Genomic DNA, 24,332 nt, shown 5'->3' with positions numbered 1-24,332 from the left:
GCCGCGCTCCTAGTGGGATTGTCGTTGCAGGATGTTCGAGAACTCTTCGACGAACGTCTCGAAGCGGTTCGCGAGGCGGTCGATGTCGTGCGAGTACCGGTTGTAGGCGACGACGGCCGGAATCGCGGCGAACAGACCGATCGCGGTCGCGGTCAGCGCTTCGGCGATGCCGGGGGCGACGCTCGCGAGCGTCGCTTGCTGGACGTTCGAGAGTCCCGTGAACGCGTTCATGATCCCCCAGACCGTGCCGAACAGGCCGATATAAGGGCTCACGGAGCCGACCGACGCGAGGAACGCGAGATTGCTTTCAAGCACGTCGAGCTCGCGCTGGAACGCTGCGCGCATGGCGCGGCGCGCGCCGTCGAGGAGCAGGCCCGGGTCCGTGAGGCGCTTCTCCTTGGCCTTGAGGAACTCGCGCATGCCCGATTCGAAAATCCGTTCGAGCGCGCCGATCGAATGACGGCTGTTCGCCGCGCTTTGGTAGAGCGCTTGGAGATCGCCGCCCGACCAGAAATCGCGTTCGAACGATTCGGTCTGCGAACGCGCGCGGCGGATCGCGAACCACTTGCGGAAGATAAACGTCCACGAGAGCAACGAGAGCAGCAGGAGCAGGGCCATGACGGCCTGCGCGAGCAGACTCGCGTTGAGCACGAGGGAAATGATCGACAGGTCTTGTGCGTTGTTCATAAAGATTGGCAGGTGTTCACCGGTTTGCGCCGGGGGCTGTCTGTCTGGGCGTCATCGATACTAAAAAAATCCTGGGCCCGCCGGCGCATGGCCGGCCGGGGGTCTGAGCCTGTCTGTCCGGGGTTCCAACGTTCGGGAGCCAGAATTGGACGACGTGTTTATGAAAAAAGACACGTCTTAGTGCGGCTTGAATGCGATTCGTTCATTGCAGTGTCTTACCGGAGCGCATCGGCCCGGCTCCGAGCCGGCCCTGTTTGCAGGGCTTCGAGCACACCGCCCGGCAGCGCGGCGGGTTTCATCGTCGCGCGATCGACGCAGCCGACGCGGATCGTGCCCGTCGCGAGCAGCGTGCCGGCGCACCAGGCTTCCTGGTCGAAATCGACGGATGCGCGGCCGATGCGGCTCGCGACGCTGCGGATCTCGACCTCATCGTCGAGCCGCGCGGGCGCGCGGTAGTCGACCGCCGTGCTCCGGACAACGAACATCGTGCCGTTCGTCACGCTCAACGTGCTTTGCTCGATACCGCACGCGCGCAGCCATTCGGTGCGCGCGCGCTCGAAAAACTTCAGATAGTTCGCGTAGAAGACGATGCCGCCCGTGTCGGTGTCTTCGAAGTAAACACGAATAGGCCAGACAAATGCCTCGGGCCGGGCGTTCGATTCTGCAGGCAGGTTCATGCGCGCATTCTACCGAAAACACGGACGGGGTCGCCGCGCATGGCCGTCCGGCGGCGAGCGCCGTGCCGCACGGCCATGCGGCGCGGCGCTCGATTGCCTATTCACTCGCCATCCAATACACTACCGCGCAAACCTCTGCGTAACTGGCGATAGCGACTTTCCGGAGTCCGAGGTGGGCCACCACCGTGAAGCGTAGAGGCGTTTTCAGCCGTTCGCCTGGGCAGCCATGACTCGATGCGTGTGCGATGCGTTGCATATTGCGCCGGTTTGCGCGGCTGTCCGAAGGTCATCCCGCCACCGTGCCGCCGCCTTCGCGCCGTTCGCAACCCATGCGAGCCGGGCCGAACCCTCTATGTCCACGGAATTGTCATGTTCGATAAAGCCAAGCAAACGATCGCCAACGTCGACCCCGAACTCTGGGTCGCGATTCAGAACGAGAACACGCGTCAAGAAGAGCACATCGAGCTCATCGCGTCGGAAAACTACACGAGTCCCGCGGTGCTCGAAGCGCAAGGTTCGCAGCTCACGAACAAGTACGCCGAAGGCTATCCGGGCAAGCGTTACTACGGCGGCTGCGAATATGTCGACGTCGTCGAGCAACTCGCGATCGACCGCGTGAAGCAACTGTTCGGCGCGGAAGCGGCGAACGTGCAGCCGAACTCGGGCTCGCAGGCGAACCAAGGCGTGTTCTTCGCGATGCTCAAGCCCGGCGACACGATCATGGGCATGAGCCTCGCGCACGGCGGTCACCTGACGCACGGCTCGCCCGTCAATATGTCGGGCAAGTGGTTCAACGTCGTGAGCTACGGCCTCAATGAAGACGAAGACATCGACTATGCCGAGATGGAGCGTCTCGCGAACGAGCACAAGCCGAAGATGATCGTCGCGGGCGCGTCGGCGTTCGCGCTGCGCATCGACTTCGAGCGTATCGCGAAGATCGCGAAGTCGATCGGCGCCTATGTGATGGTCGATATGGCGCACTATGCGGGTCTTATCGCGGCCGGCGTCTACCCGAACCCGGTGCCGTTCGCCGATTTCGTGACGACGACGACACACAAGAGCCTGCGCGGTCCGCGCGGCGGCGTGATTCTCATGAAGGCCGAGCACGAAAAGGCGATCAACTCGGCGATCTTCCCGGGTATCCAGGGCGGACCGCTGATGCACGTGATCGCGGGCAAGGCCGTCGCGTTCAAGGAAGCGCTGTCGCCCGAGTTCAAGGCTTATCAGCAGCGCGTGATCGAGAACGCGCGCGTGCTCGGCGAGACGCTCGTCAAGCGCGGTCTGCGTATCGTGTCGGGCAAGACGGAAAGCCACGTGATGCTCGTCGATCTGCGCGCGAAGCAGATCACGGGCAAGGCGGCTGAAGCGGCGCTCGGCGCGGCGCATATCACGGTCAACAAGAATGCGATCCCGAACGACCCCGAGAAGCCGTTCGTCACGAGCGGCATCCGCGTGGGTTCGCCGGCGATGACGACGCGCGGCTTCGGTGTCGCCGAAGCCGAGAAGGTCGGCAATCTGATCGCGGACGTGCTCGACCATCCCGAAGATGCGGCCACGATCGAACGCGTGAAGGCGGAAGTCGCCGAGCTCACGCGCCGCTTTCCGGTCTACCGCTGAGGCGTCGCGATGCGCTGCCCGTTCTGCCGACACGAAGACACGCAAGTGGTGGATTCGCGCGTCTCGGAGGACGGGGCGGCGATTCGCCGTCGTCGGCGTTGTCCGGAATGCGACAAGCGCTTTACGACGTATGAGCGTGTCGAACTCGCGATGCCGGTCGTCGTCAAGAAGGACGGCAGCCGCGTCGAGTTCGACCGCACCAAGCTTGCGGCGAGTTTGCAGCTTGCGTTGCGCAAGCGCCCCGTCAGCGCCGAGTCGGTGGCCGATGCGGTCGCCCGCATCGAGTATCAGTTGCTTGGGTCGGGCGAGCGCGAAATCGGCAGCAGTCAGCTCGGCGAGCTTGTCATGAACGAGCTGCGCCGGCTCGACAAGATCGCGTATGTCCGCTTCGCGTCGGTCTATCGCCGATTCGAAGACGTCGCGGAGTTCCAGGATCTGCTTCAGGAAATCCGGAACTCGGGGCCGCAACGGCCGCCGCGCAAACGTCAGGATAAGAACGGGGTGTCGTAGCGCGGGTCGTGAGCGCTCGGATCCGGTCGAGCGTTCGATGAGCGGGGCGCGCGATGCAGGATCGGCGCGCGGGACGCGCGTGATACGTGTGAGTCCAGGCGAATCCGGATTGCATGCCGTATCCCAGGGACGGAGCCTTCTGCCTTCTGCCTTCTGCCTTCTGCCTTCTGCCTTCTGCCTTCTGCCTTCTGCCTTCTGCCTTCTGCCTTCTGCCTTCTGCCTTCTGCCTTCTGCCGCGTTGTCGTTCGGGTGCTGCCGATGGAATTTCGGGCGCGCACGCGTCGATGACGGAATGCCGCGATGGTGATCGCGTGTGATTGACGATCGCGCTTGAGCGCACGCCTCGAAGACGATCCCCTAACGTTGGCCATTCGGCCGACTGTCGCGACGAGTGACAGGCCCATAGAGTGTCCGAATGCGATCAGCGATGTCGGAGGCCACCGTGGGAGCGATAGCAGGCGGCAAGGCGAGGTGCGAAGGGCGCGAAAGGTGTTCGATGCGCTCGCACGCCCGCTTCGATCACGACGACTTCGGCCACGACGATGTGAACGCCACACGCGCGCCGGGGTTCGGCACGATCGAAGCGATGCTCGTTCTGGCGATCGTCGCGATCGGGGCGCTATGGGCGGCGCCGTGGATCGGGCGATGGGGCGGCCATACGCGTGTCGAGGCGGCATCGCATGAATGGATGACCCTGTTCGAGCACGCTCGCGACGAGGTGCGCCGAACAGGGCGGACGGTCGCGATATGCGCGGCGGGCGTCGGCGATCCCGCATCGACCCGGGTGTCTCGACGCGCCTGCCCGGACGCGGAGTCCTCCGCCTGGTGTTCGGACGCGAGCCTGCGTGACGCGATGCATTTACGGCCGTCCAACAATGTCGACTGGCACTGCGCGCGCTTCGTCGCATTGACCGAAGATCGACGTCATATCGAATGGCTTCGCGAATGGGCGATCGATCCGGCCATTCGCCTGAGCGGGAGCCCACGGGCGCTGGTCTTTTCGCCGCCCCTCGGACGCACGGGGTTCGCGCGCGGCTTCGAAATCGGGCCGCGGGTCGATGCGGATGTGCGCGATCGGCGTGCCTATCGATGCATGTCGATCGCGTCGGGCGGACGCATTCGTATGACGGAGGGCCGATGCGTCGGTACGTAGCGGCCAGCGTCGGCACGCGGGCGCACGGCATCGCGAGGTCGCGCGGAGCGCACGCGGGCAGTGCATTGATCGAGGTTTGCGTGGCGCTCTCGCTGTTGTGCTGGGTGGGACTGATGGCTTGCGCGGCTGAGGTCCAGGCGCTTCGCATGCTGCAGACGGCGAACGAATATCGGGTCGCGCACGGGTTGGCCGCGAATGCGGCGGAATCCCTGCGCGGCGGCTTGCCGCGCGATGCGGTGCGGCGTGAATACGATGCGCGGGCGCGTCGCGAGCTTCGTGACGGACGCGTCGCGATTGAATTCGATCGGCAGACGGTCATGACGATCGAGATCGCATGGTCATCGCGGAACGTTGCAAACGGCGCGGGATGTCGCGGCATGCGCGAGCGTGCGTGTTTGCGCTTGCCGGTCGGTGTCCCTGCGTCAAATGGGCGCGGCGCTTCATGAGTCCGATGCGGAATGGCTTGGCTCGACCCTGTCGCGCGCGGCGGGAATGCGCGCGCTGGAGACCCATTCGACCGAGACGTGTCCGATCGGCCTATCCGCGGTGGCGATGTTTTCGCCCTGATCGCACCCGATCCGGGCGCATGCGATCGAGACGCGAGCGCGCGTCGTGCACCGCGTCGCGCGGACACATGCTGATCGAGCTGTCGATCGCGATGGTCCTCGGCGGCATCGTTCTTCTGGCGAGCGTGGAGACTTATATGCAACACAGATCCGTACAGATCGCGATGTGGCGTGTCGCGGCGGTGTATGCGCATGCAAGCGATGCGCTCGATACGATCCGGCAGGCGGCGCGACAGGCGACCGACGCCAAGGTCTTGAAACATCGTCGTGGGTTGGGTGATCGAATCGCGCTCGAATATCGCGTGACCGCGCTGCCGCCGCGCGCAAACCCGGCGGCGTCCGATCCGCTGTGCTTGACATTCGAGCGGCAGGGTGCCCGATCGGAGCGCAATGGCGTCGTGTCGAGCCACGACGTGGCGACGCGCGCTACGACCTATTGGGGTGTCGAGGTCTCGGACGACGGGTCGCGCCGAGAACTCTATTGCCAGGCGGGTAGTAGCCGTTATTCGATGCCGGTTGTGGTCGACGTGCGTGCGCTGACCGCCGAGGCGCATCCGGGGCGAGCGATGCGCGAGGGAAAGGGCGTACCCGCGCACGACGATCTGTTGCGTGAGATCGCGTTGCTCGACGTCTGCTTGAACCCGGTGCAGCCGAGTGCCGAAGGGCGGTCGAGATCGACGCGTCGCTCGACAGGCGCCGACTGCGCCGAGACGGCGGCGCCACCTCATGCGTTCCGCGCGCGCATCGCGTTGCGGTCGCGATCGAGCGCGTCATGAGCGCGGCGACGTGTCTCGTCATGCCGTCGTCCTGTCCTCGCGTGAGCGACGGGACGATGCGTCACGATGTCGGGTGCCTCGACGCCAGGTTCCACAACGCCGGGTTCCACTTGGCCGAGCGTCGGAACGTCGCGCATTGGTCCGCCGAGAATCGGAATGCCGGCCATCGGGACGCCGTGCATCGCGACGCTGCGCATGGGATCGCCAAGCATCGAGGCGCCAAGCATTGGGACGGCGGCCATCGGCATATTGGGCATCGGAATATCGGGCGACGCGACGGCGCGCGACACGGTGCGCGGCGTGTCGTGCCGATCCGAGGGGCGTTGCGGCCGTGTCCGACACAACGCGGCGCAGTCCTTATCGCGACGATTGCGCTCGTGATGCTGATCGGCCTGTTGTGTGCATCGACGCTGCACGTCGCGACGCAACACGTGCTCGGCGCGCGGAACGAGATCGAGCGCTTGCTTGCGTTCCATGCCGCGGACGCGGCGCTGATGGCATGCGAGCGTGATGTGCTAGATCGCATATCGGGTCGAAGGCGCGCCGATCAACCAATTTCGGGCCGCTGGAAGGCACTCGCGGGCTGGCCCGCCAGCGCGGCCGAGCCCATGTGCGCGATCGAGCAGGTGGGTTCCGTCGGAACGCATGCGTTCGGGTATCGGATCCGCGCCGTGGGTTACGGCGCATCGCGCCAGGTGCAGGCATCGGCGCAACTCGATATCTGGGGTTCGGGACGCGCAATCGAGACACGCTGGTCGCCCGGGCTGCCGATCGAACGTACCGGCATCGTGGTATCGAACAGTGACGGCGTGCGCCGCCGGCGAAGGCGCGGCGGCGACGTGCGAGATGCGCCGGACAGACACGCGCGAGGCCATTCTGCCTGCGACGCGGATATCCATCGGCGTGGTCGTCCGGACGCGGTCGCGCGCGGTTGTCGAGTGCGGATGGATGGGTGTCGGCGTCGATATCGGCGTCGGTATCGGCGTCGGTATGGGGATCAGGATCGAGATCGGGATTGCGATCGGCGTGGCGCTAGGCTTCAACCTTCGGCTGGAGGCGCGCATCGACGACGGCGCTTGTCACCGCCGTGCATGCGTGGCGATCGATTGCGGACCCCGAGCGTGTCGCATGGCAGGGCGATCCGCGCGACGCGCGTGCCGCACCAACGCGGCTCGAACGCGGCCTTTACGCTGTTTGAAGCACTTTGCACATTGGCGATCGCCGCGGTGATCGCGGCCTACGCGATTCCGGCGTACCGCATCCATGAAACGCGCGCGCTTCGGGCGGCCGCCGCGCTTGGACTCTGGCGGGCGGCACAATACATCGAGTCTCGCGAACTCAGTGTCATGGCGTTGACATCGAATGATGCGACCGCTGCGCGCGTACGCGTGGATGCAGGCGTCGGTGGAAGCGTCGGTGGCAGCGACAGCGATAGTGGCGGCGACAGCGGGGGTGGGGGCGATAGTGGGAGTGGCGCCAGCCGTGGCGGCGCTGTCGAGGGCGGACTGCCCGCGGAGTTGGCGGTCGCACCTTCCGGCACGCATCGGCCCGCGTATCGCGTGATGGTCGCCTTCGCGGCGCCGGGGGCTTACACGATCTATGCGGTGCCCGCGCGCGGGCATTTCATGGAGCACGACGCATGCGGGACCTTCGCGCTCGATTCGAATGGCCGCACGATGACGACCGGACCGCTCGGCGCGCAGACTTGCTGGCACGGTCCGTAGGGAGTTCACTACAGAGCGTGCAAACTCTAACCAGCGCCTCGGTGCTCAATGGTCAGGCCGGTTCGGCGTATTCAATCGGTCACACGACGACCGGACTACTCGGCGCGCGGACCTGCTAACACGAGCCTGGCGAGCCCGCTGCTGGGCCTGCAGACTTAAAGAAGCGTTCCATCGCGCAACGTTACGCTGCTCAACGGTCCGGTCGCCTCGGCGTACCGCTCAGTCTTTCAGGCACGTTCGCGCGCTCACGCACCCGTACGCGCCGTTATGCACCCGGCGCCGACGCGTCACTCGGTTCATTCGCCGCGCGCCAGAGCCGGACGACCTGCCATGCGCCGAAACCCACCGCGCCGAATTTGAGCAGCGGACGCAGCCGTCCGAGTCCCTTGAGTTTGGGACCATGCGTGAGCGCGAGCGAGACGACCGAGCTCAGAAACGGATAGTCCTTGAGCATGTGCCCGAGGCCGGCGAGTCCGCCTCGGCCGCTCATGCGCGGCATCAGCATGCGCAGCCAGCCGAAGTGCGCAAACCGTCCGCGCAATTCCGCCGTCGCTTCGCGGACTTCGAGTCGCTCGAGTTCGCAACGCAACAGCAGGATTTCCTTGCGGATCGCGAGCGACTTGCGATCGGTGCCCCCGTTACGTCGACGGTGGACCTCAATCGCGACACGCGGGTCGTTTGGCCGATTCATGATGGTGTGATCCTTCGCAAGGTCGAATGCGCGACCCCCGTTGCGTGCGCACGAATGCACGTCGACGGCGGCCCATGCGGCCCCGATCAGTGTTTGAACAGTTCCCGGTCTTTCTCGAGTTCGGTCAGCGTCGCGTGGAACACCATCGGCGCCACGAGCATCTTGCGTCGCGCGACGAGCCCGCAGACGATCGCGATCAGCAGATAGACGCCGCACAGTATCGCGAGCGCTTGCCACCGGTACGTGTCCCAGAACGCCGCGGCAATGAGGAACGTAAAGGCAATCAGCGCCATCGTCGCGAACAGCATCGCCGCGAGCCCGACGAACAGCGCCGCCAGCAAACGGTCTTTCTCTTCGGCGAGTTCGATGCCGAGCAGCTCGATCCGCGTATGCAGGATCCCGAGCAGGGCGCCGATGATACGGCGCAACGGCCCCTGCTGCGCTTCGGACGCGTGTGTTTCGTTTGTCATTGAGGCAGGCGGTCGGTATGAGTCGCGAAAACAGATGAGACGGACAGCCGGGTCGGACGGCGCGTCTCCGGCCCGTGGCCCCCGGGGCGGCCCGCACGCATGCGGCCGAACACCTGCGAGCCCATGCATCGCACGCATCCGCTGACCTGGCGTCCTCGGACACGCAATCCTCGGTCCCGACGACGCGTCATGGCGCAACGCACATGACGCGCTTCGCGCGGGACCCGCACAGTCGACTTATTTGCGGTTGATCAGCAGCCCGACCAGTACGCCGACGCCGGCCGCGATGCCGACGGCTTGCCACGGATGTTCATGGACATAGTCATCGGTCGCCCGTACGGCCTTCTTGCCTTTCTCGACGACGACGACTTGCACGTCCGCGGCCTTTTCCTTGGCCTGCTTCAGGCGCGAGACCGCCTTCTCGCGCAACTCGGTCGCCTTCTCGCCCGTGGTGCTCGCGGCTTGCTTGAGCAGCTCTTCGGCGTCCGACAGTACGGTTTTGATATCCGACATCAGTTTCTCCTTGTTGATTTCCGACATGACCACTCCCGTCGATGGCGTCACGTGTTCCATGCTAGCCAAATATGGACCCGATAGCGAGCGCCGGGCCATGCGTATTGAGGATAGTGATGGAGCAGGTGCAACGCACAAAAGTTTCGCCGATCGCGTTAAAAATTACAAAAACTTATGTGCAAAGAAACGAAAGTTCGTTCGCCGGGTCCGGGGGCTGGCGTATCCTTCTCCTCTCCCGGAGGCGCCGCCGCGCACCTTCCGAATCGTCCCACTGACCTCGGGGAACTCCCCGTCACCGGAGCATCATAATGAGTTTGCGTCTTGGAGACATTGCGCCCGACTTCGAGCAGGAATCCAGCGTTGGCCGTATCAAGTTTCACGAATGGCTCGGCGACAGCTGGGGTGTGCTGTTCTCGCACCCGGCCGACTTCACGCCGGTCTGCACGACCGAACTCGGTCTGACGGCGAAGCTCGCGGGCGAATTCGCCAAGCGCAACGTCAAGACGATCGCGCTGTCGGTCGACACGACCGAACACCATGTCGACTGGATCAAGGACATCAACGAGACCCAGGCGGCCAGCGTCGGCTTCCCGATTCTCGCGGACGGCGACCGCACGGTCTCGACGCTGTACGACATGATCCACCCGAACGCGAGCGAGACGGTGACCGTGCGTTCGCTGTTCGTGATCGATCCGAAGAAAAAGGTGCGTCTGACGATCACGTATCCGGCGAGCACGGGCCGCAACTTCGATGAAATCCTGCGCGTCATCGATTCGCTTCAACTGACCGACAACTACTCGGTTGCGACGCCGGGCAACTGGAAGGACGGCGACGACGTCGTCATCGTGCCGTCGCTCAAGGACGAAGAAGTCCTCAAACAGAAGTTCCCGAAGGGCTACAAGGTCGTGCGTCCGTACCTGCGCACGACGCCGCAGCCGAACAAGTAAGCCGACGCTCGACCGATCGGCCTTGTGTCGGTCGGTCGGTCGGTCGATCTGTCGAGCCGGCCGGCAGTTCGCGCGCCGCGCGCCGCACACCGTGTGCGGCGACGCGCGCGCGACGCGTTCAGACGAACGCCTGGATGCCCGTCTGCGCGCGTCCGAGAATCAGCGCGTGGATGTCGTGCGTGCCTTCGTACGTATTGACGACCTCGAGATTGACGAGGTGTCGCGCGATCCCGAATTCGTCCGAGATCCCGTTGCCGCCGAGCATGTCGCGCGCGAGCCGGGCGATATCGAGCGCCTTGCCGCATGAATTGCGTTTGATGATCGACGTGATCTCGACCGCGGCCGAGCCTTCATCCTTCATGCGTCCGACCCGCAGCACGCTCTGCAGGCCGAGCGTGATCTCGGTCTGCATGTCGGCGAGTTTTTTCTGGATCAACTGGTTCGCGGCGAGCGGCCGGCCGAACTGCTGGCGGTCGATCACATATTGACGCGCCGTGTGCCAGCACGCTTCGGCCGCGCCGAGCGCGCCCCACGCGATGCCGTAGCGCGCGGAATTGAGGCAGGTGAACGGCCCCTTGAGGCCGCGCACGTCAGGGAAGATCGCCGTGTCCGGCACGAAGACGTCCTGCAGCACGATTTCGCCCGTGATCGACGCGCGCAAGCCGACCTTGCCGTGAATCGCGGGCGCCGACAACCCCTGCATCCCCTTTTCGAGCACGAAGCCGCGGATCTCGTCCTCGCCCGCCTCGTTCGCGAGTTTCGCCCAGACGACGAAGACGTCCGCGATCGGCGAGTTCGTGATCCACATCTTGCTGCCGTTGAGCACGAAGCCGCCGTCGACCTTGCGTGCGCGCGTGCGCATGCCGCCCGGGTCCGATCCGTGATCGGGCTCGGTCAGGCCGAAGCATCCGATCCACTCGCCGCTCGCGAGCTTGGGCAGATAGGTGCGTTTCTGCGCCTCGGTGCCGAACGCATGGATCGGCACCATCACGAGCGACGACTGGACCGACATCATCGAGCGGTATCCCGAGTCGACGCGTTCGACCTCGCGCGCGATCAGGCCGTACGCCACGTAGTTGAGCCCCGCGCCGCCGTACTCGGCCGGGATCGTCGCGCCGAGCAGGCCGAGTTCGCCCATCTCGCGAAAGATCGCCGGATCGGTGCGCTCATGACGAAACGCTTCGAGCACGCGCGGCGCGAGCTTGTCCTGCGCATACGCTTGCGCGGCGTCGCGGATCAGGCGCTCTTCCTCGGTCAGTTGTTCGTTGAGCAGCAGCGGGTCATCCCACTGGAATCGGGCGTGGGTCGTCATCGTATGTCTCCTCCTGAGTGGGGGCCGTCGCGCCGGGCCGGCGGTCGGCCTATCCGAGCTTGTTCGAGCCTGTTTTAGCGCATGCGAGCCTGTGGGACCCTATTCGAGCGGGTGTATCGTGTGGAAACGTCCGTCCTGGAACACGAGCGGCGTGATCGAGCCGTTGTCGTCGGCGATGCCGCAGCGCTGGACCTCGCCGACGAAGATCACGTGATCGCCTTCCTCGTAACGGCTTCGGTTATGGCATTCGAACCATGCGAGCGAGCCTTCGAGCACGGGCAGTCCCGCGGTTTCGCTCGCCTGATGGTTGACGCCGGCGAACCGGTCGCCCTTGACGGTCGCGAAGCGCCGGCACAGGTCGAGCTGCGAGGCGGCGAGCACATTGACGACGTAGTGGCTGTTCGCGCGAAACACGGGCATCGACGACGAGGTCGTCGCGAGGCTCCAGAGGACGAGCGGCGGCGTCAGCGAAACGGAATTGAACGAACTCGCGGTGATGCCGATGAGCTCGCCCGAGTCGGCGCGCGTCGTGATGACGGTGACGCCGGTCGCGAACTTGCCGAGCACGCGTCGGAACGCTACGGCATCGAAATTGGGTAGGGTGGCCGAGGACGTCATGGCTGGGCGTTCCTGCGAGCGGACATGCGGTCGATAGGGATCAAGTTCAGGTTCCGGAATGCGTGCGGCGGCAGGTCATGCGTGCCGGCGGCATTCGGGTCGAAGTCGAACGCCGCCGGTCGACGAGCCTTTCGGCGATTCTAGCGGAAAGTGGTTAAGCTGCCGCCTGTGACCGTGTTCGCGTCGGGGCGCGTGTCGGCCTGCGATTTGCCGCAAGACGGACGGGTGGCGGACGCTGCAATGCGCTCGATGCGCTCATCGCGCCGGCTGCACCCGTCGTGCCCGTCGTACCGATGCGCGCGCGGCGTTCGATTGATCAAGAGGACATCATGAGTGATCTGCATCCCAACGAAGGCGAGGCGCGCGGCGCCGCCGACCTGGACACCGCCGCTGCGCGCGGCACCGAGGTCGCGACGCTCGGCGGCGGCTGTTTCTGGTGTCTCGAAGCCGTCTATCTCGACGTCGACGGCGTGACGCGCGTCGAGTCGGGCTACGCGGGCGGCCATCTGCGCGACCCGAGCTACGAGCGCGTCTGCGACGGCGACACGGGCCATGCCGAGGTCGTGCGCGTCGAATTCGATCCCGCGAAGATCGGCTATCGCGACATCCTCAACATCTTCTTCGCGATTCACGATCCGACGACGCTGAATCGCCAGGGCAACGATGTCGGCACGCAGTACCGCTCGGCGATCTTCACCGAGAACGCGGCGCAGCGCGAGGCCGCGCTGTCGGTCATCGACGCGGTCGCAAAGGCGGGCATCTACGACGACGCGATCGTGACCGAGGTCACGCCGCTCGACGGCAATTACTGGCCGGCCGAGGCGTATCACCAGAACTACTTCGCGCAGCATCCGAATCAAGGGTACTGCGCGTTCGTCGTCGCGCCGAAGGTCGCGAAGTTCAGAAAGCAGTTCGCGAACCGGCTCAGATCGCATCAGGCGTGAGGCATCGGGCGTGAGGCATCGGGCGTGAGACTGTGCGCGTGAGATGGCGGCCGTGAGACGGCGGGCTTCAGACGTCAGGCTTGAGACATCGGGGTTGAGGCATCGGACTTGAGACATCGGCCTCAAGCGACATCGGACTTCAGCATCCGACTTGAAACATCGCGCTCGAAACGATCGAGTCCGCGCGGGCCGTCAACGAGACGCTGGGATTCGGATCGGCCGCGGTCCGAGTGAACGAATCAGTGATCGAGCGGGTGCGCTTCCGCGGTCTGTGCGTCGGTGTCTTCACGCTCGCCGTCGAGTATCGCGAGGATCGTGCTCGCCAGGTCGATGCAACTGAGCGGCGCCGATCCCTCGGCCTTGTTGTTGACCGTGATCAGTACGCTCTGGCCCGCGAGCGCATAGCGGGCCGCGAGCTCGGCGAGCGCCGCGCGCGTCGTCGGATCGGCATCGACGATCGCGTCGAACGGCGCATATTTGGCCTTCGCCGTTTCGTATTCGAATCCGGCATGCAGGCTCCAGCGCACGATCAACGGCCCGGGCACGTCGTCGTCGAGCAGCGCGAGCGCGGCAGCCTGCCGCAGGATGTCGGGCATCCGCGCGTGGACCCCGATGCAATAGCGCACGCGCGTCTCGCGCAGCATCCGGATGAAGCGCGGCGTCAGCAGCACCGGATCCCGGATCTCGATCGCATAGACGGGCGCCCCCTCGCGCGCGTCGAGCGCGGGAAGCGCCGCGAAGAACGCGCCGAGCCGGTCGATCAGCGCGGCCGGCTCGGCGAGCAGCTCAGGCGTCATCGGCGAGAGCTGAAAGACGAGCGCCCCCGCTTTATGGCCGAGACCGTCGAGGCACGGCAACACGAAGTCGTCGCGCGCGATGTCTGCATTGAGGAACGCCATGTTCATGCCGACGACGCCGCCGCGCGGCCCGCGGATCGTCGCGTCGCAGACCGATGCGGGCGCCTTGACGACGAAGCGGAAGTCCTCGGGCACCTGAGCGGCATAGCGCGCGTACTGCGCGACGGTCAGCGGCGAGTAGAACGACCGGTCGATCCCGACGCACCCGAGCACCGGATGGCGTCCGTATGCATGGAGCCCGTCGCGCGACAGCTTCGCGCTCGATACCTCGTCTCGATAGACGATGCCTTTCCAGCCCGGAAACGACCACGTCGAGGTGCCGAGACGGATGCCCTGCGGCAGCGCGTCGCCGAGCAAGGCGACGCTGTCGTCGACCGACGCCGGCATGACGGGCAGGGCACGCCCACGCGATGCGGCTTGACGTGGCGTGCCGGGGGCGGCAAGCGGCGCGGCCGTGTCGTCGAGGCCGAGGCCGTCGAGACTCGCCTGGCTTGCCGTGGAAGCGGCCGAACCGGCGGAAAGCGTGGCGGGGACCTTCGCATCCGGCGTCCCCTCGGGTCGATGGACGCGCGCGCCGCGCGTGCGCGCCGGCGCGTGTGTCGGACCCGCATGCGGGTCCCGGGCGCCGAGTGGGTCGGATCCATCATCGGCCTCGCCGAACAGGTCGAACTGCGCGTCGTGACCGGTCGAGGCCGACATGGACGTCATGCGCCGAGCGGCGTCGCGCGATCGTAGATATACCGGCGCGACCACGGCAGCGTGTTCGCGCTGCGTCCCGCCTTGCGGCAGACGATCTGGTAGAGCGAGACGTCGTCGTTCGCGAACGCGTACGCGCAGCCCGCGAGATAGACGCGCCAGATCCGGAATTTCTCGTCGTCGACGAGCGCGTGCGCCGTATCCGCATGCCGCTCGAAGCTCTCGGCCCAGAAATTCAAGGTGTGCGCGTAGTGACGTCGCAGGTTCTCGATATCGAATGCCTCGAGGCCGCCGCGCTGCATGGCTTCGATCGCGAGGCTCAGATGCGGCAGTTCGCCGTCGGGGAACACGTACTTGTCGATGAATTCACCGCCGCCGAGCGAGGTCTCGCCGCTGTCGGCATCGCTCGACGTGATGCCGTGATTCATTGCGACGCCGTCGTCCTTGAGCAAGGCGCGCACGCGCGAAAAATATTCCGGCAGATTCTTGCGGCCGACGTGTTCGAACATGCCCACGCTCGTGATTCGGTCGAACTGGCCCTCGACGTCGCGATAGTCCTGCAGGCGAATTTCGATCTGGTTTTCGAGGCCCGCATCCTTGACGCGCTGCGTCGCCAGATCGAACTGATTCTGCGACAAGGTCACGCCGACGCATTTCGCGCCGAATTTCTTCGCCGCGCGAATCACGAGCGCGCCCCAGCCGCAGCCGATATCGAGCAGCGTATGCCCGGGCTGGACATCGATTTTCGTGAGGATATGGTCGATTTTCTTGAGTTGGGCGGTCGCCAGGTCTTCGTCGCCGTTTTCGAAATAGGCGCACGAATAGACCATATTCGGGTCGAGCCACAACTGATAGAAGTCGTTCGATACGTCGTAGTGGTATTGAATCGCCTTCTTGTCCGACGCCTTCGTATGCGAGAAATAACGGAGCACACGGTCCAGTTTGCGGCCCGAGGTAATCGTCGAGCGCGCGAGCGCATAACCGACATCGATGACGTCGCTCAGCTTGCCCTCGATATCGATCTTGCCTTTGACATAGGCTTCGCCGAGATTGTCGAGACTCGGCGAAAGCAGATACGGCATCGCGGACGCGCCTTTGACGTGCATCGTGACTTGCGGCGTCGTGAAGTTGCCGAAGTCGTACTTCTGTCCGTCCCAGAGGACGAGGCGTGCGGGCAGATTGGCTTTCGCGCGCATCTCGTCGACCCAGTGTGCAAGTTTTTTCTCCCAGAACATTCTTTTCTCCGTGCTCAACGATTCGATCGATGCCGGAAACGGAATGCTTGCGAAGCCCTTCCCCTTTTCCTGATGGAAAAGTGACCTTGGGAACAGGGTCGCTACCGAAGTCCGACAGCCTACCTATTCAAACAAGACGAAAGCAAAAAAGTGCTGCGTTGCAACTGTGAATATCGTGATGCGCGAGCGCAAAGTGGAAATATCAATCAGGGCGATAGCCTGACGATGTCCCACGTGCCCTCGGCCGTCCGTATGTATTTGATTCGATCGTGCAGCCGCGACGGGCGGCCCTGCCAAAATTCGATGCTCTCCGGGACGACGCGGTATCCGCCCCATTGCGGCGGACGCGGCGGATGGTCGCCGAATTGCGCTGCAAACCGCGCTTCGTTCGCTTCGAGCGTCGCGCGATCCGTGACGCTGCTTTGATGCGAAGCCCACGCACCGATACGGGAGCCGAGCGGCCGCGAATGATAATAAGCGTCGCTCTCGGCCGCGGAGGTTTTCTCGACGCGACCTTCGATGCGTACCTGACGCTCGATCGGTTGCCAGAAGAATAGCAGGCTCGCGTAAGGATTGTCGGCTAGGTCGCCGCCCTTGGCGCTCTCGTAATGCGTGAAAAAGACGAAACCGCGCGCGTCGACGCCCTTGATCAGCACGATCCGGTTCGACGGACGGCCTTGTGCATTCGCCGTCGCGAGACTCATCGTATTCGGTTCGGGTACGTCGGCCGCCTGCGCCTGCGCGAACCACGTTTCGAATTGACGAATCGGATCGGCATCGACGTCGGCTTCTGACAGCGCGCCGTGCGCGTAGGTCTGGCGAAGGTCGGCGAAGGAAGTCACGATGGTTATTATGCGTGCGCTTAAAGTCTGTTGAGCAGTATAGCCAAAGGACGCCGGCCGCGCTGGAGTCGTGGATTCGGGCAAGCGGCGGGTTTTCCGGCACAATGCCGGCACGCGCGCGCCGCGCGGCGCGCCGTTCGATCGCGCATGCGTGCGGGCGATTCCTACGCTTTCCCTTGCGCATCTTTTTGATGCGTTCACTGCACGAGTCATGTCCGATTTTTCCAGCTCGCCTCATGGTACCCCCGAGGCCGCCGCCAAGTCAGGCGCGGCATCGCCGGGATTCGAGACGCCCGATCGCGCGCGCCGCTTCGGCGGGATCGCGCGCCTGTACGGGCCTGCCGCGCTCGACCGGTTCGAGCATGCGCATGTCGCCGTCATCGGCATCGGCGGGGTCGGCTCGTGGGTAGCCGAGGCGCTCGCGCGCAGCGCGATCGGGCGCCTCACGCTCATCGATCTCGACAACGTGGCCGAGAGCAATACGAATCGCCAGATTCACGCGCTCGACGGCAACTACGGCAAAGCCAAGGTGACGGCGATGGCCGAACGGATTCGACTGATCGACCCGGCCTGCCGCGTGACGGAGATCGAGGATTTCATCGAGCCCGACAATATGGATCGTTTGCTCGGGGGCGGCTTCGACTTTGTCGTCGATGCGATCGACAGCGTCCGGACGAAAGTCGCGTTGATCGCGTGGTGCGTCGCGCATCGGCAGCCGCTGATCACGGTCGGCGGGGCGGGCGGCCAGCTCGACCCGACGCGGCTGCGCATCGACGATCTCGCCCAGACGATTCAGGACCCGTTGCTCTCGAAAGTGCGCGCGCAATTGCGTAAGGCGCACGGCTTTCCGCGCGGTCCGAAGGCGCGCTTCAAGGTGCCCGCGGTCTATTCGGACGAACCGCTGATTTACCCCGCGGTGGCGACATCGGCCGGCAATGAAGAGCGCGAACAGGACGGCAGCGCGCACGCGCTGGCGATACCGGAAGCGGCGGGTATCGCCGCGCAGGGCGGGTCGAGCGGCGGGTCCAATATGGGTTCAAGCGGGGCGGCGAGTGCGTTCGCGGGTAGCGCGACCGGCAGCGATCTCGTCGCGGACGATGCGCTCGGATACGCGGATACGCCGGTCTCGGAAGCGCCCGCGCGGGGGCCGGTCGGGCTCAACTGCGCGGGATTCGGGTCGAGTGTCTGCGTGACGGCGCCGTTCGGTTTCGCGGCGGCGTCGCACGTGCTGCGCGCGCTCGCGCAGACGTCGCGTTAGGGCGTTTTTCGAGAGGCCGGCCCGGCCGCGCGGACATCGCCGTTGCGCGCGATCCGCCAGGCGCGCACAGCCGGATCGCACGCCACAGGGCCCTGCGATCCGGGATGGGACGGCCTAGTTCAGCGCCGCGCTGAGCTTGCGGCGCCAGGCCGATACGAGTTCGGGGCGGCCCGACGTGAGATCGAACACCGACAGCATCGTTTTGCGGCCGACGTCTTCCTTGTACGCGCGATCACGCTGAACGATCTCGAGCAACTGTTCGAGCGCCGGCTCGTAACGCTTCTGCGCGATGTACCAGTTCGCGAGATCGAAGCGCGCGTCGAGGTCGGCCGGATGCTGTTCGATGCGCGTCGAGAGGGCCTCGGGCGCCGGCAGTTCGGCGACGACTTCGACCGCGTCGAGGCGCGTCTTGATCGCGTTGTAACGCGGATCGAGCCCCTGCGCGACCTTCGGCGACACGCGTTCGAGTTCGGCCTTCGCGTCGTCGACGCGATCGTCCTCGATCAGCAGTTCGATGCGGTCGAGCCGCACATCGTCATAACCCGGATCGTAGGCCAGCGCGGCTTGCAGGTGCGCATACGCGTCGTCGCGGCGGCCTTCGTCGATCGCCTGGAATGCGGCGCGGCGCTCGCTGTCGGCCGGATTCGGCATCAGGTTGTCGATGAAGGCGCGCAACTGCGCTTCAGGCAGGACGCCGACGAACTGATCGACAGGCTGGCCGTCGACGAACGCGACAACGTACGGAATGCTCCGGATATTGAAGTGCTGCGCGAGCTCGGGGTTCTCGTCCGAGTTGACCTTCACGAGGCGGAAAGCGCCCTGGTATTCGGCTTCGAGCTTTTCGAGCATCGGTCCGAGCGTGCGGCAGGGGCCGCACCACGGCGCCCAGAAGTCGACGAGGACGGGGGTCTGCTGCGACGCGATGATCACGTCGTTTTCAAAGGTGGCGAGGGTCGTATCCATCGAGGCGTCTCGTAGTCGGGTGCATGGGTCCACGTGGGATCTGGGGGCGCGGAGCCGGGATTCAAGTCGAGGCGTCGCGTTCAGCGGGCGCGGCGCCCGGCAGCGGGATCCATTCGGTTTCGCCGGGGACTTTCGCGAAACGCTGTTCACGCCATGCGTGCTTGGCGTCTTCGATCAGTTCGCGGCGGCTCGCGACGAAATTCCATTCGATATATCGGGGGCCGTCGAGCGGGTCGCCGCCGAACAGCATCGTCCGCGCGCCTTGCGGGCCGGCCTTGAGTTCGACGCGCGCGTCGCGCGCGAGCAGCGCGGCGTGATGGAGCGCGAGCGGCGTGCCGTCGAGCGTGATCTCGCCCTCGACGAGATAGACGCCGCGCTCGACGTGGTCGGCCGGCACGACGAGCGACGCGCCGGCTTCGAGCGTCGCGCAGACGTAGAACGTGCGCGACGCGGTCTGCACCGGCGAACGCGCGCCGAAACCGTCTCCGGCGATTACGTGCAACGTCGCGCCGTCGCGGCGCACGACCGGGATCTCGTGCGCGGGGTAATGGCGAAACCACGGTGCGCTTTGTTCGTCGTCCTGGGGCAGCGCGACCCAGGTCTGGATGCCGTGCAGCACGGCGCCGCTCGCACGCAGATCGTCGGGCGAGCGTTCGGAATGGACGATGCCGGCGCCCGCGCTCATCCAGTTGACCGCGCCGGGCTCGATGCGCTGAACCGTGCCGAGGCTGTCGCGATGCATGAACGCGCCTTCGAACAGATAGGTGACCGTGGCCAGGCCGATATGCGGATGCGGGCGCACGTCGATGCCTTCGCCGGGCGCCATCTCGACGGGCCCCATATGATCGAAGAACACGAACGGACCGCACTGGCGGTGACCGCGCTGCGGGATGAGCCGACGCACGGGCACGCCGATATCCTGAGTGCGAGGTTCGAGAATGACGTCGATCGCGGCGGGCATGGTGTCTCCGGCAAAGAGAATCGGGGTCGCCCATTTTAGGGCCTGTTCGCTTTGGCGCGCAGGCGGCTTGTGGGGGGCGCGGGCAGCGAGCGCGTACGGCAGCGGATAGGGGACCGCGCGAACGCAGCGGAACAGGCCTGGTAAAGGCTGCGGAGGGGCGGGGGACGCACGGCCGAACGCGCCGTCGCTCGCATCGAGCGACGCGGCCCGGTCACCCGAACGCGCGAACCGCGTCCGGGCAGGCGCAAAGCCTGCCGCGGACGTCGCGGTCCTGCGTGCTTCAGCGGTCGTTCCCTAAGGTCCCCTTTGACGGTCCTTTACCGGGGTTCCTCAATGTGGCCCCGACTAGCGGCCCCAACTGTCCTTGAGGCTCACGATCCGGTTGAACACGGGTTTGCCGGGCTGCGAATCGTAGCGATCGGCGACGAAATAGCCGTGGCGTTCGAACTGCACGCGATCCTCGGCGTTCATCTGCGCCGCGCCGGGTTCGAGATACGCTTGCGCGACGCGCTTCGAGTTCGGATTCAGCGCCGTCAGGAAGTCGCGGCCGCCCGCGTCGGGCTGCGGTTCGTTGAACAGGCGGTCGTAGACGCGCACTTCGGCCGCGTATGCGTGCTTCGCGCTGACCCAGTGAATATTGCCCTTGACCTTGTAGTTGTTCGACCCTTCGGTGCCCGACTTGCTGTCCGCGAAGTAATTGCAGTGGACGGCCGTGACCTTGCCGTGCTCGTCCTTGTCGAAGCCCGTGCATTCGACGACGAAGCCGTAGCGCAGACGCACCTTGTTGCCCGGGAACAAGCGGAAATAGCCCTTCGGCGGATGCTCGTTGAAGTCCTCGCGCTCGATCCAGAGTTCGCGCGTCAGCGGGAACGCGCGCGAACCGCGCTCGGGATGATGCGGGTGGACCGGCGCCGTGCAGGCCTCTTCGGCGTCGTCGGGGAAGTTGTCGATGATGAGCTTGAGCGGGTCGAGCACGGCGATCGCGCGCGGCGCGACGGCGTCGAGATCGTCGCGCAGCGATTGTTCGAGCACGCCCATGTCGATCCACGAATCGGCCTTCGAGACGCCGATCCGGTCGCAGAACAACTGGATGCTGCCCGGCGTGAAGCCCCGCCGGCGCAGGCCGACGATCGTCGGCATCCGCGGATCGTCCCAGCCTTCGACGTGCTTTTCGGTCACGAGCTGGAGCAGCTTGCGCTTGCTCGTGATCGCATACGTGACGTTCAGACGCGCGAATTCGATCTGCTGGGGCAGCGGGCGTTTGAAATGGCCGGCTTGCGCGAGCTGGTCGAGCACCCAGTCGTAAAGCGGGCGGTGATCTTCGAATTCGAGCGTGCAGAGCGAATGCGTGATGCCCTCGATCGCGTCCGAGATGCAGTGCGCATAGTCGTACATCGGGTAGACGCACCACGTGTCGCCGGTCCGGTAGTGATGCGCGAAGCGGATCCGGTAGATCACGGGGTCGCGCATATTGAAGTTCGGCGACGCCATGTCGATCTTTGCGCGCAGCACATGCTCGCCCTCGGCGAACTCGCCCGCACGCATGCGGCGGAACAGGTCGAGATTCTCCGCGGGCGTGCGGTCGCGATACGGCGACGGCCGGCCGGGTTCGGTCAGCGAGCCGCGGTTCGCGCGCATTTCGTCCGCGCTCTGGCTATCGACGTAGGCCTTGCCGCGTTCGATGAGGATCTCGGCGAAATGGTAGAGCTGCTCGTAATAGTCGCTCGCGAAGTACAGATGCGACTGGCCCGACTTCTCCCACGAATAGCCGAGCCACGTGACCGCCTCGATGATCGAGTCGGCGTACTCCATGCTTTCCTTCTCGGGGTTCGTATCGTCGAAACGCAGATGGCAGACGCCATCGTAGTCGCGCGCGACGCCGAAGTTCAGGCAGATCGACTTCGCATGGCCGACGTGCAGATAGCCGTTGGGCTCGGGCGGAAACCGCGTTTCGACGCGGCCGGCCCATTTGCGGTTGCGATTGTCTTCGTCGATGACGTTGCGGATGAAATTCGACGCGACGGGGGCGTCAGTGCGGTCGGTACGTTCGGTGCTCATGCGCAAAGGTCGGGTTCGGCAAGTCGGCGCGGCGGGTGGGCGCGCTGCGTTAAAAGGTCCGATGAAGGTCCGGTCGCGAAAGCGCGGTGCGCTGCCGCGGAAAGCGGCCATTTTACCGTACACGCCTGCTTCGCCGGAGCGAGATAATGCACGCTCTCGTGCGCGGGCACGCCATGTGCCTCGCACCCTAAACGGATGCACGACCGATTCGGGAGGATGGCGATGGCGGTAGGGAACCCAGGGCGCGGTCTTGTGGCGGGCGAAGCGCACGCGGATGCGGGCGTTGCGCAGGCGTGTGCGCGGACGCGGACGCAGCAGATGCAGCAGGCGCGGACCCAGGCGCAGGCGATGGTGCGCGGCGCGGCGCGGCAGTGCCGTGCGGCACACGAGTCGGCAAAACGGGGCGTGCGCGCGAGCCACGCCGCGGCGGCCTGGATCGTGGCCGCGTGGCTCGCGACGGCCGGCTTCGCAACGCCGTCGTACGCGAAGGACGCGCCCAAGCCCGTCGGCGACGACGTCGTGTTGCGCGAGAACGCCGTCGCCGTGCCCGATCGCTATGCGGCCGATACGGCCGCGCGCATTTTCGCGCTCGGCGGCAACGCGATCGACGCCGGGGTCGCGATCGCGTTCTCGCTCGCCGTCACGTATCCGGACGCGGGCAACCTCGGCGGCGGCGGGTTCATGACGCTCGTCGTCGATCGCCAACCCTATTTTCTCGACTACCGCGAGACCGCGCCGCGCGCCGCGACGCGCGATATGTATCTCGATGCGAACGGCAACGTGATCGCCAAGATGAGCCTCGTCGGCGCGCGCGCGGTCGGCGTGCCGGGCACGGTCGAGGGCATGTGGGAGGCGCAGCGGCGCTTCGGCAAGCTCAAGTGGTCGCAGGTGCTCGAACCGGCGATCGGCTATGCGGAACAAGGCTTTGTCGTCGACGCCCGGCTCGCGAACGCGCGGGCCGTCGCGTCGCGGGAATTCGGCGGCCGGACGAATTTCGATGCCTACTTCGCGGGGCTCACCGAGGGCGCGACGTTCCGTCAGCCGGAACTCGCGCAGACGCTCAAGCGCATCGCGAGCGACGGCGCGAAAGGCTTCTACGGCGGCGAGACCGGTGACGCGATCGCGGCGTCGATGCGCGGGCACGGGATGGTCACGCAGGCGGATCTGTCGAGCTACCGGGCGGTCTGGCGCGCGCCGCTGATCGGAGACTGGCGCGGCTACCGCGTCGTGACCGCACCGCCGCCGAGTTCGGGCGGCATCATCCTGCTCCAGATGCTCAAGATGCGCGAAGATCTCGCGGACCGCTTCGCGGGCGTCGATCTCAACACCCCGCAATACGTGCATCTCGTCGCCGAGATCGAGAAGCGCGTGTTTGCCGATCGCGCGGCGTATCTCGGCGATCCCGATTTCGTCTCGAATCCGACGGACCGCCTCGTCGACGACACCTACCTCGCGCGACGCGCGATGGAGGTCAACCCCGACGCGATATCGGATACGCAATCGATCCGGCCGGGCTTGTCGGGCGACGCGTCGGCGGCCTCGGCAGTCTCGGCAGTCTCGGCGGCCTCGGCGGCGGACGCGAGCGGCGCGCGGGCGGATGCGCCCAAGGCAGTTTCGCCCGCTTCGGCCGCTTCGGCGAGCGCGTCGGTCAGCAACGAGAAGCCGCAGACCACCCAGTTCTCGGTCGTCGACAAATGGGGCAACGCCGTATCGAATACGTACACGCTCAATGGGCCGTTCGGCTCGGGCTTCGTCGTCGACAAGACGGGCGTCGTGCTCAACGATGAAATGGACGATTTCTCGGCCAAGCCGAACGCGCCGAACCAGTTCGGCGTCGTCGGCGCCGATGCGAACGCGATCGCGCCGCGCAAGCGGCCGCTCTCGTCGATGTGTCCGACGATCCTGCTCGACGCGCACGGCCATGTCGCGATGGTCGTCGGCACGCCCGGCGGTTCGCGGATCCCGACGACCGTCTATCAGGTGCTGTCGAACGTCTACGACTACCGGATGCCGTTGCCCGACGCGGTTGCCCAGGCGCGCTTCCACCATCAGTTGCTGCCCGTCAACACGATTTACGAGGAACGCGGCAAGCCGATGGCCGATGCGCTCAAGCGCGAACTCGCGCGGCGCGGATACACGATCGCGGAGCAGGGCTTCAACGGCGACGTGCAGGCGATCCGCGTCATCGACGGCGAGCCCGAACCGGTCGCCGATCCGCGCGGGTCGGGCGTCGGACGCACGATGCCGTAGCCGCGCG

General features: G+C 65.6%; 22 protein-coding genes and 1 riboswitch. Of the genes, 9 read left to right on the top strand and 13 right to left on the bottom strand.

Annotated features, from left to right (window positions below; translation table 11 throughout):
- Positions 1–9: 9 nt before the first annotated feature.
- Both tolQ and ybgC read right to left on the bottom strand, forming a co-directional pair.
- Entirely contained in the window at positions 10–687 is a 678-nt protein-coding gene (gene tolQ / locus D7S86_RS09265) for a protein TolQ (RefSeq protein ID WP_121085647.1), read from the bottom strand.
- A gap of 215 nt (positions 688–902) precedes the next feature.
- Entirely contained in the window at positions 903–1,364 is a 462-nt protein-coding gene (ybgC, locus tag D7S86_RS09260) for a tol-pal system-associated acyl-CoA thioesterase (protein ID WP_121085645.1), read from the bottom strand.
- A gap of 129 nt (positions 1,365–1,493) precedes the next feature.
- Positions 1,494–1,593: riboswitch (ZMP/ZTP riboswitch) on the top strand.
- Positions 1,594–1,733: 140 nt separating this feature from the next.
- Here ybgC and glyA point away from each other — a divergent pair.
- The 5 genes from glyA (at position 1,734) to D7S86_RS29055 (ending at position 7,710) form a co-directional block, all read left to right on the top strand.
- Positions 1,734–2,981: a serine hydroxymethyltransferase gene (glyA, locus tag D7S86_RS09255; RefSeq protein ID WP_121085643.1), complete on the top strand. Its 1,248-nt coding sequence runs from the start codon at positions 1,734–1,736 to the stop codon at positions 2,979–2,981.
- Between the two features lie 9 nt (positions 2,982–2,990).
- On the top strand, positions 2,991–3,491 hold the full coding sequence (nrdR, locus tag D7S86_RS09250; protein ID WP_121085641.1) for a transcriptional regulator NrdR: 501 nt from the start codon (positions 2,991–2,993) through the stop codon (positions 3,489–3,491).
- Between the two features lie 496 nt (positions 3,492–3,987).
- Positions 3,988–4,644 carry a pilus assembly FimT family protein gene (locus D7S86_RS29485; protein WP_158601910.1) on the top strand — a complete coding sequence of 219 codons (657 nt, stop codon included), beginning with the start codon at positions 3,988–3,990 and terminating at the stop codon, positions 4,642–4,644.
- Between the two features lie 703 nt (positions 4,645–5,347).
- Positions 5,348–5,986, top strand: a complete 639-nt coding sequence (locus D7S86_RS09230; protein WP_147432280.1) for a hypothetical protein — start codon at positions 5,348–5,350, stop codon at positions 5,984–5,986.
- 1,517 nt (positions 5,987–7,503) lie between these two features.
- Positions 7,504–7,710 carry a hypothetical protein gene (locus D7S86_RS29055; protein WP_147432279.1) on the top strand — a complete coding sequence of 69 codons (207 nt, stop codon included), beginning with the start codon at positions 7,504–7,506 and terminating at the stop codon, positions 7,708–7,710.
- A gap of 265 nt (positions 7,711–7,975) precedes the next feature.
- Here the strand turns inward: D7S86_RS29055 and D7S86_RS09210 are convergent, their stop codons facing one another.
- The 3 genes from D7S86_RS09210 to D7S86_RS09200 form a co-directional block, all read right to left on the bottom strand.
- Positions 7,976–8,401: a DUF3318 domain-containing protein gene (locus tag D7S86_RS09210; RefSeq protein ID WP_147432278.1), complete on the bottom strand. Its 426-nt coding sequence runs from the start codon at positions 8,399–8,401 to the stop codon at positions 7,976–7,978.
- An 86-nt stretch (positions 8,402–8,487) separates the two neighbouring features.
- Positions 8,488–8,871, bottom strand: coding sequence for a phage holin family protein (locus D7S86_RS09205; protein ID WP_121085625.1), 384 nt, complete (start codon positions 8,869–8,871; stop codon positions 8,488–8,490).
- Between the two features lie 237 nt (positions 8,872–9,108).
- Complete coding sequence (locus D7S86_RS09200) at positions 9,109–9,411, bottom strand: ElaB/YgaM/YqjD family protein (protein WP_121085622.1); 303 nt, start codon at positions 9,409–9,411, stop codon at positions 9,109–9,111.
- Positions 9,412–9,692: 281 nt separating this feature from the next.
- Between D7S86_RS09200 and D7S86_RS09195 the strand changes: the two genes are divergently transcribed.
- The gene (locus tag D7S86_RS09195) at positions 9,693–10,331 is read left to right on the top strand and encodes a peroxiredoxin (protein WP_121085620.1); all 639 of its coding nucleotides are present in this window, start codon (positions 9,693–9,695) and stop codon (positions 10,329–10,331) included.
- 118 nt (positions 10,332–10,449) lie between these two features.
- Here the strand turns inward: D7S86_RS09195 and D7S86_RS09190 are convergent, their stop codons facing one another.
- Together D7S86_RS09190 and D7S86_RS09185 are read right to left on the bottom strand one after the other, a co-directional pair.
- Entirely contained in the window at positions 10,450–11,643 is a 1,194-nt protein-coding gene (locus D7S86_RS09190) for an acyl-CoA dehydrogenase (RefSeq protein WP_121085618.1), read from the bottom strand.
- Positions 11,644–11,742: 99 nt separating this feature from the next.
- A complete protein-coding gene (locus tag D7S86_RS09185) occupies positions 11,743–12,261 on the bottom strand; it encodes a flavin reductase family protein (protein WP_121085616.1) in 519 nt (172 codons plus the stop codon).
- 329 nt (positions 12,262–12,590) lie between these two features.
- On the opposite strand from D7S86_RS09185, the gene msrA reads away from it, so the two are divergent.
- Positions 12,591–13,205 (top strand): peptide-methionine (S)-S-oxide reductase MsrA, encoded by a 615-nt coding sequence (gene msrA, locus D7S86_RS09180; protein WP_121086088.1) that lies wholly within the window; start codon positions 12,591–12,593, stop codon positions 13,203–13,205.
- A 239-nt stretch (positions 13,206–13,444) separates the two neighbouring features.
- Here the strand turns inward: msrA and D7S86_RS09175 are convergent, their stop codons facing one another.
- The 3 genes from D7S86_RS09175 to pdxH all read right to left on the bottom strand — a co-directional run bounded on the left by D7S86_RS09175 (position 13,445) and on the right by pdxH (position 16,835).
- Complete coding sequence (locus tag D7S86_RS09175) at positions 13,445–14,770, bottom strand: DUF72 domain-containing protein (protein WP_121085614.1); 1,326 nt, start codon at positions 14,768–14,770, stop codon at positions 13,445–13,447.
- On the bottom strand, positions 14,767–15,993 hold the full coding sequence (locus D7S86_RS09170) for an SAM-dependent methyltransferase (protein ID WP_121085612.1): 1,227 nt from the start codon (positions 15,991–15,993) through the stop codon (positions 14,767–14,769). The genes D7S86_RS09175 and D7S86_RS09170 overlap by 4 nt, the downstream gene beginning before the upstream one ends.
- Before the next feature lie 206 nt (positions 15,994–16,199).
- Positions 16,200–16,835, bottom strand: a complete 636-nt coding sequence (gene pdxH / locus D7S86_RS09165; RefSeq protein WP_121085610.1) for a pyridoxamine 5'-phosphate oxidase — start codon at positions 16,833–16,835, stop codon at positions 16,200–16,202.
- A gap of 211 nt (positions 16,836–17,046) precedes the next feature.
- On the opposite strand from pdxH, the gene D7S86_RS30135 reads away from it, so the two are divergent.
- The gene (locus D7S86_RS30135) at positions 17,047–18,093 is read left to right on the top strand and encodes a tRNA threonylcarbamoyladenosine dehydratase (RefSeq protein ID WP_121085608.1); all 1,047 of its coding nucleotides are present in this window, start codon (positions 17,047–17,049) and stop codon (positions 18,091–18,093) included.
- Positions 18,094–18,207: 114 nt separating this feature from the next.
- Here the strand turns inward: D7S86_RS30135 and trxA are convergent, their stop codons facing one another.
- The 3 genes from trxA to D7S86_RS09145 all read right to left on the bottom strand — a co-directional run bounded on the left by trxA (position 18,208) and on the right by D7S86_RS09145 (position 22,075).
- Complete coding sequence (gene trxA / locus D7S86_RS09155; RefSeq protein WP_121085607.1) at positions 18,208–19,056, bottom strand: thioredoxin; 849 nt, start codon at positions 19,054–19,056, stop codon at positions 18,208–18,210.
- A gap of 61 nt (positions 19,057–19,117) precedes the next feature.
- Positions 19,118–20,017, bottom strand: coding sequence for a pirin family protein (locus tag D7S86_RS09150; protein WP_121085605.1), 900 nt, complete (start codon positions 20,015–20,017; stop codon positions 19,118–19,120).
- Positions 20,018–20,362: 345 nt separating this feature from the next.
- Complete coding sequence (locus D7S86_RS09145) at positions 20,363–22,075, bottom strand: glutamine--tRNA ligase/YqeY domain fusion protein (RefSeq protein ID WP_121085603.1); 1,713 nt, start codon at positions 22,073–22,075, stop codon at positions 20,363–20,365.
- 348 nt (positions 22,076–22,423) lie between these two features.
- Here D7S86_RS09145 and ggt point away from each other — a divergent pair, with 348 nt between their 5' ends.
- Complete coding sequence (gene ggt / locus D7S86_RS09140; protein WP_420813222.1) at positions 22,424–24,325, top strand: gamma-glutamyltransferase; 1,902 nt, start codon at positions 22,424–22,426, stop codon at positions 24,323–24,325.
- Positions 24,326–24,332 lie beyond the last annotated feature (7 nt).

Origin of the sequence: Pararobbsia silviterrae (assembly GCF_003628125.1) — a bacterium.
Lineage (GTDB): Bacteria > Pseudomonadota > Gammaproteobacteria > Burkholderiales > Burkholderiaceae > Pararobbsia > Pararobbsia silviterrae.
The sequence above is the reverse complement of the archived record's forward strand: the minus strand, read 5'-3'. Positions and strand labels throughout refer to the sequence as shown.